Below are 15,492 nucleotides of genomic sequence, written 5' to 3' on the forward strand. Positions count from 1 at the left end.
TGTTTAATCAAGGGAGAGCTTCGGCTCTCCCTTTTATTTTGCCCCCCGCCCTTTTCCGCTATGCTGAAGCAATGAAATTCACAGGAACTGTTTCATGGCTTCATTGCTGCTTATTGATGATCACCCGTTAGTTGCCGTCGCACTGGAAGCGGCTTGCGTTAACGCTCCCATCACGTTGAACATTCACGCCGCTGGCGACGAAGCGCAGGCGCGCCAACTGCTTCAACAACATCCCATCGATTTAATTGTGCTGGATATCGGTTTACCCGATTGCGACGGACTCGAACTGCTGCGCCGGTTGCGCGTGCGTAATCAGCACTGCCCGGTGTTGATCTATTCCGCGCAGCAGAGCCGCCACACGCTGCTCAGCGCCGTGTCGCTTGGCGCTGCCGGTTACGTGGTGAAAAGCCAAAGCATGGCGCAACTGCTGAGCGCGATTCTGGCGGTGCTCGGCGGCCAGCAGGCTTTTCCGCCGCTGCCGGAACGTATCGAACTGCCGTTAACCGAGAAAGAGCAGCAGATTGTAGCGCTGCTGGTGCGCGGCCTCTCGAATCTGCAGATTGGCGAACAGCTGCATATCAGCAATAAAACCGTTAGCACCCACAAGAAGAACATCCTGGAGAAAACCGGCGTACAGTCGGTGGTTGAGCTGGCTGAGCTGTGGAAAGCGCAGCAGTGAGGATCTGTTTGCTGCTGTGTACGCTGCTGCTGAGTGTGATGGCGAAAGCCGATCTGCAACCCGCCAGCAGCGTGATGCTACCCGCGATGATGCCGGCCCCGCACGCCGAACCCTGGCCTGGCGCAACCTTGCGCGTCGCGGTGCCGGCACAAAATAGCGCGCCCTGGGCGATGCGTATTGGCGATCACATCTGGGGCATCGACGCCGATTATCTCAGCGCCCTAAGCCAGTTGACCGGTACGCACTTCACGCTGCAAAGCTATGCCGATCGCGCGCAGCAACTGGCAGCATTGCAGCGCGGCGAGGTGGATTTGGTGTTAAGTAATCAACATGCCCAGCTCCCATCCGACGTGCTGCTCAGCGACAGCTGGTACAGCAGCCCGATTCGCATCTATCGTAACCGGGATAATCAGCGCGCGGTGATGTTCAATAGCGAAACCGCGCAGCTCACCATTGCCGAAGCGACGCTGGCGCAGTTGCCCACTGAATTTGTGCAGCAGCATCGCTGGCACACCTTGCCGGGCGATCTGCAGGCGCTGTATGCGCTGCTCAATCAGCAGAGCGATTACCTGGTCGCCGATGAAGCCAGCGCCGGTTTTCTGCTGGGCCAGCTGCAGCAAGGACAAATCTACCAAATCACCGCCGATCCCGGCGCGGGCGAATTAACGCTACGTGCGCTAGCGCGCGATGCCGCCTTGATCCACTGGCTTAACAGTCAGCTGCGCCTGCTGCCCGCCGAGTTCAGCAGTCGCGTCCAGCAGCGCTGGAGTCCGCCGCTGCTGCGCTATCAGGATACGCAAACATTGATGCTGTCGGCCAGCGAAAAGCAGTGGCTGGCGCAGCACAACGAGATTCCCTATGCGGTTGAGGCGGATAACGCGCCATGGAGTTATCGCGACAGCAACGGCAACGCGCGCGGCTTCGGCATCGACCTGCTCAACGCCTTAAGCCAAAGCACCGGCCTGCGCTTCACCCCGCGCTGGGTCAACAATCCGCAGCAGGCCGCCACGCTACTGCAGCAACAGCAGGTGATGCTCAACCTGTTGCAGCCGCTGTATGGCGACGATCCCGGCAGCAATACTTTGCCGGTATGGCGCGCCATTTGGGGCATTTACACGCTTGCCACGCATCAGCCAATGAACTGGCAATCGTTACAAGGCCAGCGCGTGGGCGTATTACGCGACGATCTCGCCATACGTTTGCTGCCGTCAGGTATTACGCCGCAGCCGTTCGACGATCGGACGCAGCTGTGGCAAGCGCTGAATAACGGTCAGATCGATGCGCTGGTAGATAACGTGCTCTCTGCCCGCTGGCGTATGGCGAGTCACGAAGATAATCGTGTGCATCTGGCGTTTGCTGCCAGCGATATCGCCTGGCCGCTGGCGCCGCAGGTCAGTGCTGAACAGCCTGAGCTGCGCGCCCTGCTCGACCATGCATTGCAGCAAATCCCGCCTGATACGCTTAATCAGATGCGCGTCAGCTGGTCGCAGCCGCCGCAGCCCGGCACGACGATGGCGATGCGCAATATTCCGCTGATGATTTTGCTTGCGGCAGGCGTAATTATTCTGTTGCTGTTGGGCTTGCTGGCGCGTCGTTACTGGCAGCAGCGTCGTGACCGATTGCAGCGTGAGCAGGCCGAACGCGCCAATGCCGCCAAAAGCCAGTTTCTCGCCACCGCCAGCCACGAACTGCGCACGCCGATGCAGGCGATTCTCGGTTTGCTGGAGCTGGAACAGCAGCAGCATCCGAGTGAACGGCTGGCGCTGATGCACAGCAGCGCGCGGTCGCTGATGGCGCTATTGAACGACTTGCAGGATCACGCGCGTATTGAGAGCCAGAGCTTCCGTCTGGCGCCGCGCCCGCTCAATCTGACGCTCTGGCTGCAGCAACAGCAGCAGTTTTATCATCCCTTAATGCGCGATGCCGGGCCGAACCTGATTGCCGAAGCGTTAACGCCGCTGCCTGCCAGCGTGTTGCTGGATGGCGATCGCCTGCAGCAGGTGGTGAATAATCTGGTGGCCAACGCCCTGAAGTTTACCCGCGAAGGCGAAGTGCGCCTGTCGCTGGCGGTCAGTGAGCACATCCAGCTTACGGTCACCGACACCGGCAGCGGCATCCCGCTTAACGAGCAGGCAAAACTGTTTGAGCCGTGGTATCAGGCGCCGTCCGGCAAAAGCCATGCGGTGCAAGGCAGCGGCTTAGGTTTGTTTATCTGTCGCGAGATTGTGCAACGAATGGGCGGTACGCTAACGCTCACTTCAGCACCGGGCAGCGGCACCACGGTCAGCGTGCAGTTGCCATTAGTCGTGAGCCAAGAGCCGTTAACCGAGCGCACAGCCAGCTGGCCTGTTTACCCGCAGCTGCGCGTGGCGATTGTGGACGATCACCCGACCAATCTTTTGGTGATGCAGCAGCAGCTGGCGATGTTTGGCGTTGAGGCGCAGGTATTTGAAGAGGGCCGAGCGCTGCTGCGCGCCGATGCTCAGCGCGCCTTCGATATTCTGTTTATCGACCAGATGATGCCGCGCCCGGATGGTTTAACGCTGCTGCGTATTCTGCGCCGTCGTCAGCGCCAGCGCGGCAGCACCTCGCTGCGCGTGCTCTGCTCTGCAGATGTTCAGTTGCTGAAAATCGCCTTGCTGGATGACGAAGCTCTGCTGCTCAAACCCATTGAGCTCGATCATCTGGCACCGCTGCTGGCGCGCGCAGTAAAAGATCCATTGGATGTCTTGCCAAACAGCTTACTGATTCTGGCGCAGGATAATCAGGCATTTATTCCGCGCATCTGTCAAACCTTGCAGCGCACGCTGCAACAGGATCGGGATTTGCTGTTGAACGCGCGCGATACACAAAATTGGACGGCGCTGGAACAGGCTGCACACCGCATGAAGGGCAGCTGGTTGATGCTGGGTATGGATGAGGTAGCCGAGCGCTGTCAGCAGTTGATTGAGCAGGTTAAACAGCAGCAGTTGCCGCTTGATGATCTCAATTTACTGATATCATTAACAAACAGGTTACTTAAACAACTGGATAATTATGGCACACACGCATTCTCACGGGACCGCTAACGGCAACCGCAAACGACTGGCCGCGGCGTTTGGCGTAACGGCGCTGTTTATGGTGGCCGAAGTGATCGGCGGGCTGGTTTCTGGTTCGCTGGCGCTGCTGGCCGATGCCGGACATATGTTGACCGATGCCGCCGCGCTGCTGATGGCGTTACTCGCGGTGCAGTTTTCTCAGCGCAAGCCTAACGCGCGCCATACCTTCGGCTTGCTGCGTCTCACCACCTTAGCGGCGTTCGTCAACGCCATTGCGCTATTGGTGATTACGGTGCTGATTGTCTGGGAAGCGCTGCGTCGCTTCTATGAACCCCAGCCGATTGCCGGCGGATTGATGCTCGGCATCGCCATTGCCGGTTTGCTGGCCAATCTGCTGTCGTTCTGGCTGCTGCATCGCGGCAGCGAAGAGAAGAATCTCAACGTACGTGCGGCGGCATTGCATGTGCTGGGCGATTTGCTGGGTTCGGTCGGTGCGATTGTCGCGGCGGTGATCATCATGCTGACCGGCTGGACGCCAATCGACCCGATTTTGTCGCTGCTGGTGTCATTGCTGGTGGTACGTAGCGCCTGGTCGCTGCTGCGCGAGAGCCTGCATGAGTTGCTGGAAGGTGCGCCGGGCCATATTAACGCGGATAAACTGTCACGCGAGCTGACGCGCAATATCGATGAAGTACGTAACGTGCATCACGTTCATCTGTGGCAGGTGGGTGAAAAACCGGTGCTGACGCTGCATGTGCAGGTGATTCCGCCTTACGATCACGACGGCCTGCTCAAGCGCATTCACCATTATTTACATGAGCACTATCAGATTGCCCACGCCACGGTGCAGATGGAGTATCAGCCGTGCAGCGGGCCGGACTGCGAGTTGTGTTTAGATAACAGCGCCGCGCAGCATGATCACCACGATCATGCTGCGCTGGAAGGTCACGCTCATCATCACTGATGGGACAGCGCGCGCGAGCCATGTTCGCGTGCGCTTTGCATCCACAGGCGCGAACCGTTAAGCGCAATCAGCGTCAGAATCGCGTACTCCAGTGACATGGCATAAACGCCCTGACGCGCAAAGATCATCACGCTGATAACGTTGATCACCACCCACAGCAACCAGTTCTCAACGTATTTACGCGTCATCAAAATCATCGCCACAATCGACAGCACCATCATGCACGAATCCCAAAACGGAAACGCGTCCGGCTGCAGTTGCGGCATCGCCACGTTAAGCCCCAGACTCTGCATAATGCCGACCGCTGTTTTGGTCAGGAAAGCAAAGACCGGATCGATGTACACCGTCATCAGCGCAATCGCCACCACGCACGCCGCGCCCCAACCCAATGCTTTCGGCAGCGGCAGCCAGCGAATTCTCAGCTCCGTTTCGTTGTTAGAGGTTTGCCGACTCCACGCGTACCAGCCGTAAACGTTGGCGACAAAGAAGAACAGTTGCAGCAACAAGCTGGCATAGAGCTGAATCTGGAAGAAGATCACCGCAAACAGCGTGACGTTTATCAGTCCAAAAAAGTAGTTGATGATTTTCTCAAGGCTGGCGAGCCAGATGCACAGCAGGCCAGCAATGGTGCCAACGGCTTCGATCCATGAGAGATCGTAGCCGCCAACGCCGAGCGGAATGTGAACCAGAATATTTTGCGTGCTAAAGAAGTCCATATTAGGAGCCTGTGTAACGGGAGCCCATCATGCATTCCCTTTGATTTTAAGTTTGAGATCTGCAGCAAAGGATAGCATGCGGTTGAGCGGTAGCAACGCGGCCTCACGCAATGCGCTATCCACATGGATCTCATGCGCGCTGCCGCCACGCTCCAGTCCTTCGGCAATCGCTTTCAGGCCGTTCATCGCCATCCAAGGACAGTGCGCACAGCTGCGGCAGGTGGCGCCCTCGCCTGCGGTGGGCGCTTCCAGCAACTCTTTGTTCGGCACCGCCTGCTGCATTTTGTAGAAGATGCCGCGATCGGTGGCGACGATCATCTGCGGATGCGGCAAACTTTGCGCCGCCTGAATCAGCTGACTGGTGGATCCCACCGCATCAGCCAGATCGACAATCGCCTGCGGTGATTCAGGATGCACCAGCACCGCCGCATGCGGATAGAGCGCCTTCATGCGTTGCAAAGCCTGTGTTTTGAATTCGTCATGCACAATACAGGCGCCCTGCCAGCACAGCACATCCGCGCCGGATTTTTGCGTGACGTAGCGGCCGAGATGGCGATCCGGTGCCCAGATGATTTTCTCGCCGAGGCTGTCAAGATGCTCAATCAGCTCAACCGCGATGCTCGAGGTGACGACCCAATCCGCACGCGCTTTAACCGCCGCCGAGGTGTTGGCATACACCACCACAGTGCGATCGGGATGCTGATCGCAGAAGCGGTTAAATTCTTCAATTGGGCAACCGAGATCGAGCGAGCATTCCGCCTGCAAGGTGGGCATCAGCACGGTTTTTTCCGGGCTAAGGATTTTTGCGGTTTCACCCATAAAACGCACGCCCGCCACCAGCAAGGTTTTAGCGGGATGGGTGCTGCCGAAACGCGCCATTTCCAGTGAGTCCGATACGCAGCCGCCGGTCTCTTCCGCCAGCGCCTGAATTTCGGGATCGGTGTAGTAATGCGCCACCATCACCGCATCGCGTTCTTTCAGCAAGCGTTTGATTTTGTTTTTGTAGTGGGCTTTTTCATCGTCGCTGAGACGTGCCGGTTTCGGCGGGAAAGGATAGATCGCGCTTTCAGGATCGAACATCAGGCTCATGACACGGCTCTCGTTTTCTCAATTTAACAAAATTGCCGGTTACGGCAATGATGCGGCATCAAAACCGCTATCGTGTTTTATATGCTAAACACGATAGCGGAATTGCGCGAGAGTGTCGTCTCTTTTTTGCGCGCTCTACAGCAACAATGCGCTGCTCAACGTTTTCTGCGGACTTTCCAGCTCCAGCAGGAAGGCTTTAACGGTGAGTCCGCCTGCAAAACCGGTGAGTTTGCCGTTGCTGCCAATCACGCGATGGCACGGCGCCATAATCGACAGCGGATTTTTACCGTTCGCTGCGCCTACGGCGCGCACCGCTTTCGGATTGCCGATCTGCTCGGCGATTTGCAGGTAGCTGCGCGTTTCTCCAAACGGGATGGTGAGCAGCGCCTGCCACACTTTTTTCTGAAACTCGGTGCCGACGGTGTCGTACGGCATATCAAACTGCTGACGCTCACCGGCGAAATATTCGCGCAGCTGGCGTTCGGCCTCACACAGAATCGGATGCTGATCGTTACGGTTGATCGGCTTCAACGGCACGCGCTGCGCCCCTTCGTTTTCCCACAGAATCGCCGACAATCCTTTATCGGTGGCAACAAGCGTGAGCTCACCAACGGGCGTCGCGATGATTTTGGCATGATACATGGTGCACCTCCGGCATATTCTCTGCTGGCGATTATCGCATTTCCGCCGCAGGAAACTGGCTGTTTTCGGTCATCAGCATAAACTGGTTAGCTGTCCGAAAGCAGCGAGTTTTCCTGTTCAGCTTGCGCGACCATGCCGTTTATTTGCCGGAGACGATGATGTTTGATGCTGAAATTGCGTACCAGGCGCTGACGTCGCGCGATAGCCGCTTCGACGGGCTGTTTTTTGTTGGCGTGACATCCACCGGCATTTATTGCCGCCCCATTTGTCCAGTGAAAGCGCCGATGCAGAAGAACTGCCTGTTTTTTAGCAGCGCAGAGGCCGCCGAGAAAGCGCACTTCCGTCCGTGTTTACGCTGCCGTCCGGAACTGGCGCCCGGCTCTGCGCCGGTGGATAGCCATCACCGCATTGCCGATCGTTTGATTCGCCGCATCGAAGAGGGCTTGCTGGAAGAGCAGGAGACGCTGGCAGACATCGCTGGCGAGTTTGACCTCAGTGAACGTCAATTGCGTCGCGTGGTGCAGCAGGAGCTCGGCGTATCGCCTTTAGAGCTGCGTCAGACGCGTCGTATGCTGCTGGCTAAGCAACTTCTGACAGAAACCTCACTACCGGTAACAGAAATTGCTTACGCCAGCGGCTTCCGCAGTTTGAGGCGCTTTAACGATGTGTTCCAGGCGCGCTATCGCATGACGCCTTCCCGCCTGCGCAAGCAGAATCAACCCGACGCCGTGAAGACCACGCAAGAGAGCGCCGAACTACGCCTGAGTTATCGGCCGCCTTACGATTGGGATGCGATGCTCGATTTCCTGCAACAGCGCGTGATGAAGGAGGTGGAATGGGTGAACGAGGGCATTTATCACCGTACGGTGGCGCTGGGCAACTGTCGCGGCTGGGTGCGCGTGAGCCATCTTGCGGAAAAACAGTCGCTGAAGGTGCAATTTACGACGTCTCTGACGCCAGTGCTGCCCGCTTTGCTGCGTCGTCTGCGCGATCTGTTTGACCTGGATGCGCAGCCACAGCGCATAGCAGAGCACCTAAGCCACGATCCGCTATTAGCCGAGAGCTTGTCGCGCTTTCCCGGTTTACGCGTTCCTGGTGCGTTTGACGGCTTTGAGTTGGGTGTGCGTGCGATACTCGGCCAGCAGGTTACCGTGAAAGCGGCGACCACGCTTAGCAGCCGAATGGCACAGCGCTTTGGTGAGCCGCTGGTAACGCCGTGGTCAGAACTTTCACGTTTGCCGCCGAATGCGGAGTCGCTGGCGGCGGCGAGTATCGATGATATCGCCAGTCTGGGGATTGTCAGTGCGCGTTCACATGCCATTCAGGCACTGGCGCAGGCCTGTGCTTCTGGCGCATTACGCTTTAACGGTGCGGTGAATCCAGACGTGGTTCAGCAGCAGCTACTTGCGCTAAAAGGCATTGGGCCGTGGACGGCAAGTTATATCGCGATGCGTGCGCTGCGTTGGCCTGATGCGTTTCCCAAAGAGGATATTGCGATTCGTAATAATCTCGGCGGCGTGAGTGCCAAAGTGGCGGAGCAGTTATCGCAGGTTTGGCGACCGTGGCGCAGCTATGCGGTGCTGCATATCTGGAAAAGTCTGACGCCGGTTAAGAAATCTGAATAGTGCGTTTCAGGCGGAAATAAGGGGCGGTTGCGTAAAGTCGCCGTGGATACATCCCTGTAGGCTCTGCCGGCGCATCCATGCGCCGGAAGCTTTACTCCACCGCCCCTTATCCCCGCCTTCATGCAAATATGTGCACTTATTTAGAAGCGACTCTTGAGCCTGATAGCTCTAAAAGGCGGGAGCGGAAGGAGCGAAGCGTCCGAGCCATGGACAAAAACGCCGGGAGCGTTTTTGCACAACGCGAAGCGTTGCCCGCTTGCGGGCGAGCCTCATGGATGAGGCGAGGACTTGCGAGGCCGATCCACAGGGATGTGATGTGTCTTCGCGATCCGTCCCGCCTTTTAGAGCCCGGCACCCATCCCAAAGCAACACTGCTAAAATTTTATTAAAACGTAGAAAAGCAAAAAGGCGCCTTTAGGGCGCCTTTCTACATAACTGGTGGGTCGTGCAGGATTCGAACCTGCGACCAATTGATTAAAAGTCAACTGCTCTACCAACTGAGCTAACGACCCGCTGTGGGGCTTACAACCTTTACTAGATGGTGGGTCGTGCAGGATTCGAACCTGCGACCAATTGATTAAAAGTCAACTGCTCTACCAACTGAGCTAACGACCCATCAAGGTTGTAAAGCTTACTGAAGAAATCATCTCTCTTACAACGGGTTGAGATGGTGGGTCGTGCAGGATTCGAACCTGCGACCAATTGATTAAAAGTCAACTGCTCTACCAACTGAGCTAACGACCCATCTTCAGTGCTGCCGATACTTGTTAAGATATGTCCCGGCAACGGCGGCATATATTACTGATTTAGCGGGAGGGCGCAACCCTTATTTTCCACTAAATGTCTCAATTGCTTACCTTTCATGCTGTAAGACCAGAAATCACACGAAATCCGGTCTTTTAAGCACAAATTACAACCCGGCAAGACGTTTTTGCGCCTGCTTAGCAGAATCACTATTTGGGAATTGTTTGATCACTTGCTGGAAGACAGCCTTGGCTTTCGCCGTGTCGTTCTTCTCTTGCATGATCACACCAACCTTAAACAGCGCTTCCGGGGCTTTTGGCGATTTCGCGTAATTTTTTACCACAGTGGCAAAGTAATAGGCCGAATCGTCTTTTTTGCCCTTGTTGTAAAACAGCTGACCCAGCCAGTAATTGGCATTCGGCTGATAGGTAGAATCAGGATATTTCTTCACCCAAGCCTGCAGGGCAGTAATCGCCTGATCGTACTGCTTCTTCTCCAGAATCAGCGCAACCGCAGCATTGTAGTCCGTGTTGGCATCGCCGGTTTGCGCTGGCGCAGCCGAACTGGCGCTGCTACCGCTATCCGCAGAAGCCGCAGCGCCCGCTGCAGCGGCATCAGCACCACCGCTCGCCTGCGCACCGTTACTGCCGGAGCTAAGGCTGTCGATTTGCTGATAGAGCTGCTTCTGGCGCTCAATCACCTGATTAAGCTGATAGCTATTTTGCTGGATTTGCCCGCGCAGCGAATCGATATCGCTTTGGTTGTCGCTCATCTGCTGCTGCAATTGCTGCAAAAGCTGAGCCTGGGCATTAGAGATACGTTCAAGAGTGGTGACGCGGTCTTCGACCGAGCCTGAGCCAACGCTACTGATTGACGCCTGGGCATTAGCGGCCCCCAAAGGAGCCGCTAAACCAACCAGTAACGACAGACTCAACAGATGAAGTCTGAAGTTACTCATCATGATATTTTCTTAGTAAACCAGTACGGCACGACGGTTTTTAGCGTAAGCCGCTTCGTCATGACCCAGTACAGCTGGTTTTTCTTTACCGTAAGAAACGATAGACATCTGGTCAGCAGAAACGCCTTTGCCTTGCAGATACATCTTAACGGCGCTTGCACGACGTTCGCCCAGGGCGATGTTGTATTCTGGGGTACCGCGCTCATCCGCATGACCTTCGATGGTCACTTTGTAAGACGGGTTGCCACGCAGGAATGCAGCGTGCTGATCCAGCATCTGAGCGTAGTCAGAAGCCACGTCATATTTGTCCAGACCGAAGTAAACGATGTTGTTCTGCTGCAGCTGCTGCATCTGCAGACGCGCTTGCTCATCAGAAGACATGTTACCGCCGTTCTGACCAGCACCGTAAGCACCGTCGTTAGCGCCCATGCCAGTCTGATCGTTGTTGTTGTTTTTGTGTGAGCTACATGCAGCTACTGCGATAACCGGCAGAGCCAGCATCAAACCCTTCAGCACTTTGTTCAGTTGCATTTCTTTATCCTATTATTTTGTTTGCCATACATTTTAATCCCCCGCCGTGCAGGGGACCTATGCATCACAGATACGGCGACCAGGCAGGGAATTTGACCTGTCCATCAGTTGCCGGAAGACGCGCTTTGAAACGCCCGTCGGTTGAAACCAACTGCAACACGGAACCCATCCCCTGAGTAGAGCTATAGATTACCATTGTGCCGTTTGGCGCCAGACTCGGCGTTTCATCCAGGAACGTGTCCGTTATTGTTTGAACGGCTCCCGTTACCAGATCCTGTTTGGCGACGTGCTGAGCGCCACCGGCGCTGCTGATCATCACCATAGTTTTGCCGTCGGTTGACACATCCGCATCCTGGTTTTGCGCACCTTCCCAGGTAATACGTTGTGGCGCACCGCCGTTGATACCAACTTTATAAATCTGGGGCGCACCGGCCTGATCCGAGGTGTAAGCCAGTGTCTGGCTGTCCGGGAACCACGTTGGTTCAGTGCTGTTGTAGCGACCATCAGTCACCTGACGCGTCTGACCAGAAGCCAGATCCATCACATACAGGTTCAGGCTACCGGTTTTCGACAGCGCGAAGGCGAGTTTAGAACCGTCTGGTGAGAAGGCTGGCGCACCGTTATGACGCGGATAAGAAGCCACCTGACGGATTGCACCGTTAGACAGCGTCTGAACCACCAGTGCAGATTTGCCGCTTTCGAAGGTCACGTAAGCCACTTTGCTGCCATCTGGCGACCAGGCCGGAGACATCAATGGCTGCGGTGAACGGTGAACCACAAACTGGTTGTAGCCATCGTAATCCGACACGCGCAACTCATACGGGAACTGACCGCCATTGGTCTGCACCACATAGGCAATGCGGGTACGGAATGCGCCTTTGATGCCGGTCAGCTTTTCGAACACTTCGTCACTGGCGGTGTGCGCTGCGTAACGCAGCCACTGCTTAGTCACTTTATAAGAGTTCTGCGCCAGCACGGTGCCTGGCGCGCCGCCGGTGTCCACCAACTGATAGGCAACTTGATAGCTGCCGTCAGCGTTAGGCGTTACCTGACCAACTACGACCGCATCAATACCCAATGCGCTCCATGCGGCAGGTTGAACTTCCTGTGCGCTGGCTGGCTGTTGTGGCAGACGAGAACGATCGAGCGGATTAAATTTACCGCTGTTACGTAAGTCAGCAGAAACGATCCCGCCGATGTCTTCTGGTGCCGCGCCTGGGCCAGCCCATTGGAACGGAACCACACCAATAGGACGTGCGGTGTTAACGCCCTGCGTAATTTCAATACGGACTTCTGCATGAAGCATTGCTGCCCACAGCAGTACAAAAAAACCTAAGGTTACACGAAGTGCCTGCTTCATTTTTTCTCCCTTACCTGAACCAGAGGTTCATGATAATTCGCACAGTTCCTGAAAAACACGAGTACTCATAGAGTATGGCAAGCTAACCTTAGTTCAACCTGCCGTACGTTACTGCATTATTCTGGTTTGAAACGCATCGGTGCGTTTTTAAACACTTCATACACCGCCTGCGAAGGCGGCTTCGGAATCCGCGCCTGCTTCGCGGCAGCAATTGCCGCCTGACACAAGGCGGGGTCGCCACCTTCCGATTTAACGTCAATCAGCAAACCATCCGGTGCCAGTTTAATACGCAGGTTACACTCTTTACCTTTGTACAAATCTGCATCGTAGAAACGGCTCTGAATCGCCCCGACCACTTGCCCCAGATAATTATTGATATCTGCGCCTGACGCGCCCGCTTTCTTCTGATTGCCCTGCCCTGCAGCGCCACCCGATGCGGTGCCGCTTTTCGGTGCATTCTTACCAGAAGACAAACCACCTAACAGGTCATCAACCGCATTTTCGTTCTTCGCAGCTTCAGCGGCGGCTTTTTTGGCATCCGCAGCCGCTTTCGCTTTTGCATCCGCTTTGGCCTTAGCAGCCGCATCGGCCTTGGCTTTCGCCTCGGCGGCAGCCTTCTCTTTGGCTTCTGCTGCGGCTTTTTCCTTCGCCTCAGCAGCCGCTTGCTCTTTAGCCTCTTTGGCTTCCTGAGCCGCTTTCGCCTTGGCATCGGCAGCAGCCTGCGCTTTGGCTTCAGCGTCCGCTTTGGCTTTCGATTCTGCGGCCGCTTTTGCCTGCTGCGCCGCTTTCTCTTTCGCTGCTTCAGCGGCAGCGGCTTTCGCCTGCTCTTCTGCTTTCTTCTTCGCATCAGCCGCGGCTTGCTTGGCTTCTTCTACCGCTTTGGCTTTGGCGTCGGCGGCTGCTTTTGCCTGCGCATCGGCTTCCGCTTTGGCATCAGCCTTGGCTTTCGCTGCGGCGGCTTCGGCAGTTTTCTGCTGTTCCTGCGCTTGCTTAGCGGCGGATTCAGCGGCTTTCTGCTGCTCGGCCTGCTGCTTCGCCTGCTCTTTGGCTTCCTGCTGGGCCTGCAAGCGCTCTTTTTCCATCTCTTTCAAACGCTGCTGCTCAGCAGCTTGTTTCTGCTGTAACTCTTCGGCCTGCTGCTGCGACTGTTTCTGACGCTGCTGCTCGGCGCGCTGACTGTCTCGTTGCTGATTCTGCTGGCGGTTATACTGCTCAACCACGGCGCCGGAATCGACCATCACTGCGTCAATATCACTGCCACCGCCACCGCCGCTGGATTCGATTTTTTCGTTAAACGAGCTCCAAATCAGTAAGGCGATCAGCACGATGTGCAGAATCACCGAAACGATTATCGCGCGCTTTAACTTGTCGTTCTGCTCGGTTGCCTTCGACACACTCGGTTCCCAAAAAACGGTTCGCTTTAAATCGGCTGCGTCATCAAACCGACAGATTTCACGCCTGCCTGATGTAACAGGTTCAGCGCCTTGATGATTTCGTCGTAAGGGACGTCTTTCGCACCGCCGATCAGGAAGACCGTTTTCGGATTGGCTTCAATCCGGCGCTGCGCTTCGCTCACCACCTGCTCCGGCGGTAACTGCGTCATACGATCGTGATCCACCACCAGGCTGTACTGGCCAACACCAGACACTTCAACAATCACCGGTGGATTATCATCAGTTGAGACGGTTTTTGAATCTGTCGCATCCGGCAGATCCACTTCCACGCTCTGGGTAATAATCGGCGCGGTTGCCATAAAGATGAGCAGCAACACCAACAGCACGTCCAGCAGTGGAACAATGTTGATTTCCGACTTAAGGTCGCGTTTACCGCGACCACGGGTTCTGGCCATCGTAAACCTCGACTTACTTCGTGTTGTCGGTGGAGAAAGCCTGACGATGCAGGATAGCCGTGAACTCTTCCATGAAGTTGTCGTAGCCCTGTTCCAGCTTGTTAACACGCTGGTTCAGACGGTTGTACGCCATAACGGCAGGAATGGCCGCAAACAGACCGATTGCGGTCGCGATCAACGCTTCGGCAATACCCGGTGCAACCATCTGCAGCGTGGCCTGTTTTACCGCACCGAGGGCGATAAAGGCGTGCATGATCCCCCACACCGTACCAAACAGACCGATATACGGACTGATGGAGCCAACGGTGCCAAGGAAAGGAATGTGAGTTTCCAGCGTTTCCAGTTCACGATTGAAGGAGATACGCATCGCACGGCTCGCGCCCTCAACGACCGCTTCTGGCGCATGGTTATTAGCACGATGCAAACGCGCAAACTCTTTGAAACCCGAATAGAAAATTTGCTCAGATCCGCTCAGTTCATCGCGGCGTCCCTGGCTTTCCTGATACAGGCGTGACAGCTCGATACCCGACCAGAACTTATCTTCAAACGCTTCGGCTTCGCGCCCCGCCGCATTCAAAATGCGCGTACGCTGAATAATGATCGCCCATGAGGCAATAGAAAAGCCGATCAAAATCAACATGATAAGTTTGACCAGAAGGCTCGCCTTCAGGAACAAATCAAGAACATTCATGTCAGTCACTGCTTGAACTCCGCGACAATAGACTTGGGAAGCGCAATTGGCTTCATTAGATGTGGGTTGATGCAGGCAATCAGGACTTCTGCTTCATTTAGCACTTTGCCTTCTGCATTCACGATACGCTGCGAGAACGTCATCGTTGCACGCGTCATTGAGGTCACTTCTGTTTGAATTTCCAAAAGATCGTCCAGACGTGCAGCCGCAACAAAATCGATCGTCATGCGTCGTACCACAAAAGCCACCTGCTCTTCCAACAGGACCTGCTGATTGAAATGGTGCTGGCGCAACATTTCGGTACGTGCTCGTTCATAGAAAGCAAGATAACTGGCGTGGTAAACCACACCACCGGCATCGGTGTCTTCGTAATAGACACGAACCGGCCAGCGAAACAGCGTTGTACTCACTCTACATCCCGGTCTCATTTTAAACGTTGCTACTATACGCAAGAGAGATCGGCTTGGGAATGGTCCGCTGACGCCGCGAGAAAATAATTATCACAGGTTAACAACTGGAAGGATTTATAGGATGTTTCTTGACCGGACGCTGACAAAACCTCACGTCAGCGTCTGAAATTGCGGCGTTTTTAAGTCCTGAGCCTGG

General features: G+C 55.6%; 14 protein-coding genes and 3 tRNA genes. 4 read left to right on the top strand and 13 right to left on the bottom strand.

Going from position 1 to position 15,492, the window contains the following annotated elements:
* Window positions 1–94 precede the first annotated feature (94 nt).
* From K5Y30_RS06355 to zitB, 3 genes are read left to right on the top strand one after another with little or no spacing between them, the layout of a single operon-like run.
* Window positions 95–679 carry a response regulator transcription factor gene (locus K5Y30_RS06355; RefSeq protein ID WP_137385389.1) on the top strand — a complete coding sequence of 195 codons (585 nt, stop codon included), beginning with the start codon at window positions 95–97 and terminating at the stop codon, window positions 677–679.
* On the top strand, window positions 661–3,747 hold the full coding sequence (locus K5Y30_RS06360) for an ATP-binding protein (RefSeq protein WP_222210732.1): 3,087 nt from the start codon (window positions 661–663) through the stop codon (window positions 3,745–3,747). Before K5Y30_RS06355 ends, K5Y30_RS06360 begins: the two co-directional genes overlap by 19 nt.
* Complete coding sequence (gene zitB / locus K5Y30_RS06365) at window positions 3,716–4,681, top strand: CDF family zinc transporter ZitB (protein WP_222210733.1); 966 nt, start codon at window positions 3,716–3,718, stop codon at window positions 4,679–4,681. Before K5Y30_RS06360 ends, zitB begins: the two co-directional genes overlap by 32 nt.
* Here zitB and pnuC read toward each other — a convergent pair.
* From pnuC to K5Y30_RS06380, 3 genes are all read right to left on the bottom strand, one after another.
* Window positions 4,675–5,397 (bottom strand): nicotinamide riboside transporter PnuC, encoded by a 723-nt coding sequence (gene pnuC / locus K5Y30_RS06370; protein ID WP_176971410.1) that lies wholly within the window; start codon window positions 5,395–5,397, stop codon window positions 4,675–4,677. The two genes, zitB and pnuC, sit on opposite strands and share 7 nt — an antisense overlap.
* Before the next feature lie 27 nt (window positions 5,398–5,424).
* Complete coding sequence (gene nadA / locus K5Y30_RS06375; protein WP_101763203.1) at window positions 5,425–6,486, bottom strand: quinolinate synthase NadA; 1,062 nt, start codon at window positions 6,484–6,486, stop codon at window positions 5,425–5,427.
* A 135-nt stretch (window positions 6,487–6,621) separates the two neighbouring features.
* A complete protein-coding gene (locus K5Y30_RS06380) occupies window positions 6,622–7,128 on the bottom strand; it encodes a methylated-DNA--[protein]-cysteine S-methyltransferase (protein WP_222181650.1) in 507 nt (168 codons plus the stop codon).
* 158 nt (window positions 7,129–7,286) lie between these two features.
* Between K5Y30_RS06380 and K5Y30_RS06385 the strand changes: the two genes are divergently transcribed.
* Complete coding sequence (locus tag K5Y30_RS06385; protein ID WP_222210939.1) at window positions 7,287–8,753, top strand: AlkA N-terminal domain-containing protein; 1,467 nt, start codon at window positions 7,287–7,289, stop codon at window positions 8,751–8,753.
* Window positions 8,754–9,189: 436 nt separating this feature from the next.
* Here K5Y30_RS06385 and K5Y30_RS06390 read toward each other — a convergent pair.
* From K5Y30_RS06390 to ybgC, 10 genes are all read right to left on the bottom strand, one after another.
* Window positions 9,190–9,265 (bottom strand) — tRNA-Lys (locus tag K5Y30_RS06390).
* A gap of 27 nt (window positions 9,266–9,292) precedes the next feature.
* Window positions 9,293–9,368: transfer RNA gene (locus K5Y30_RS06395), tRNA-Lys, on the bottom strand.
* A 53-nt stretch (window positions 9,369–9,421) separates the two neighbouring features.
* Window positions 9,422–9,497: transfer RNA gene (locus K5Y30_RS06400), tRNA-Lys, on the bottom strand.
* Between the two features lie 166 nt (window positions 9,498–9,663).
* Entirely contained in the window at window positions 9,664–10,458 is a 795-nt protein-coding gene (gene cpoB / locus K5Y30_RS06405) for a cell division protein CpoB (RefSeq protein ID WP_110865745.1), read from the bottom strand.
* 9 nt (window positions 10,459–10,467) lie between these two features.
* Complete coding sequence (gene pal / locus K5Y30_RS06410) at window positions 10,468–10,986, bottom strand: peptidoglycan-associated lipoprotein Pal (RefSeq protein ID WP_101763207.1); 519 nt, start codon at window positions 10,984–10,986, stop codon at window positions 10,468–10,470.
* Window positions 10,987–11,050: 64 nt separating this feature from the next.
* Window positions 11,051–12,346, bottom strand: coding sequence for a Tol-Pal system beta propeller repeat protein TolB (gene tolB, locus K5Y30_RS06415; RefSeq protein ID WP_101763208.1), 1,296 nt, complete (start codon window positions 12,344–12,346; stop codon window positions 11,051–11,053).
* A gap of 116 nt (window positions 12,347–12,462) precedes the next feature.
* The gene (tolA, locus tag K5Y30_RS06420) at window positions 12,463–13,740 is read right to left on the bottom strand and encodes a cell envelope integrity protein TolA (protein WP_222210734.1); all 1,278 of its coding nucleotides are present in this window, start codon (window positions 13,738–13,740) and stop codon (window positions 12,463–12,465) included.
* A gap of 26 nt (window positions 13,741–13,766) precedes the next feature.
* Window positions 13,767–14,195, bottom strand: a complete 429-nt coding sequence (gene tolR, locus K5Y30_RS06425) for a colicin uptake protein TolR (protein ID WP_008107389.1) — start codon at window positions 14,193–14,195, stop codon at window positions 13,767–13,769.
* 13 nt (window positions 14,196–14,208) lie between these two features.
* Window positions 14,209–14,895: a Tol-Pal system protein TolQ gene (tolQ, locus tag K5Y30_RS06430; protein WP_101763210.1), complete on the bottom strand. Its 687-nt coding sequence runs from the start codon at window positions 14,893–14,895 to the stop codon at window positions 14,209–14,211.
* Entirely contained in the window at window positions 14,892–15,296 is a 405-nt protein-coding gene (ybgC, locus tag K5Y30_RS06435) for a tol-pal system-associated acyl-CoA thioesterase (protein ID WP_008107385.1), read from the bottom strand. Before ybgC ends, tolQ begins: the two co-directional genes overlap by 4 nt.
* Between the last annotated feature and the right edge of the window lie 196 nt (window positions 15,297–15,492).

Origin of the sequence: Pantoea sp. DY-5, assembly GCF_019795955.1 — a bacterium.
Lineage (GTDB): Bacteria > Pseudomonadota > Gammaproteobacteria > Enterobacterales > Enterobacteriaceae > Pantoea > Pantoea leporis.

What these genes read in the sequence shown, in the direction of transcription:
- K5Y30_RS06355 (WP_137385389.1), top strand. Translation starts at nt 95, where the DNA reads ATGGCTTCATTGCTGCTTATTGATGATCACCCGTTAGTTGCCGTCGCA.
- zitB (WP_222210733.1), top strand. Translation starts at nt 3,716, where the DNA reads ATGGCACACACGCATTCTCACGGGACCGCTAACGGCAACCGCAAACGA.
- pnuC (WP_176971410.1), bottom strand. Translation starts at nt 5,397, where the DNA reads ATGGACTTCTTTAGCACGCAAAATATTCTGGTTCACATTCCGCTCGGC.
- nadA (WP_101763203.1), bottom strand. Translation starts at nt 6,486, where the DNA reads ATGAGCCTGATGTTCGATCCTGAAAGCGCGATCTATCCTTTCCCGCCG.
- K5Y30_RS06380 (WP_222181650.1), bottom strand. Translation starts at nt 7,128, where the DNA reads ATGTATCATGCCAAAATCATCGCGACGCCCGTTGGTGAGCTCACGCTT.
- K5Y30_RS06385 (WP_222210939.1), top strand. Translation starts at nt 7,287, where the DNA reads ATGTTTGATGCTGAAATTGCGTACCAGGCGCTGACGTCGCGCGATAGC.
- cpoB (WP_110865745.1), bottom strand. Translation starts at nt 10,458, where the DNA reads ATGATGAGTAACTTCAGACTTCATCTGTTGAGTCTGTCGTTACTGGTT.
- pal (WP_101763207.1), bottom strand. Translation starts at nt 10,986, where the DNA reads ATGCAACTGAACAAAGTGCTGAAGGGTTTGATGCTGGCTCTGCCGGTT.
- tolB (WP_101763208.1), bottom strand. Translation starts at nt 12,346, where the DNA reads ATGAAGCAGGCACTTCGTGTAACCTTAGGTTTTTTTGTACTGCTGTGG.
- tolR (WP_008107389.1), bottom strand. Translation starts at nt 14,195, where the DNA reads ATGGCCAGAACCCGTGGTCGCGGTAAACGCGACCTTAAGTCGGAAATC.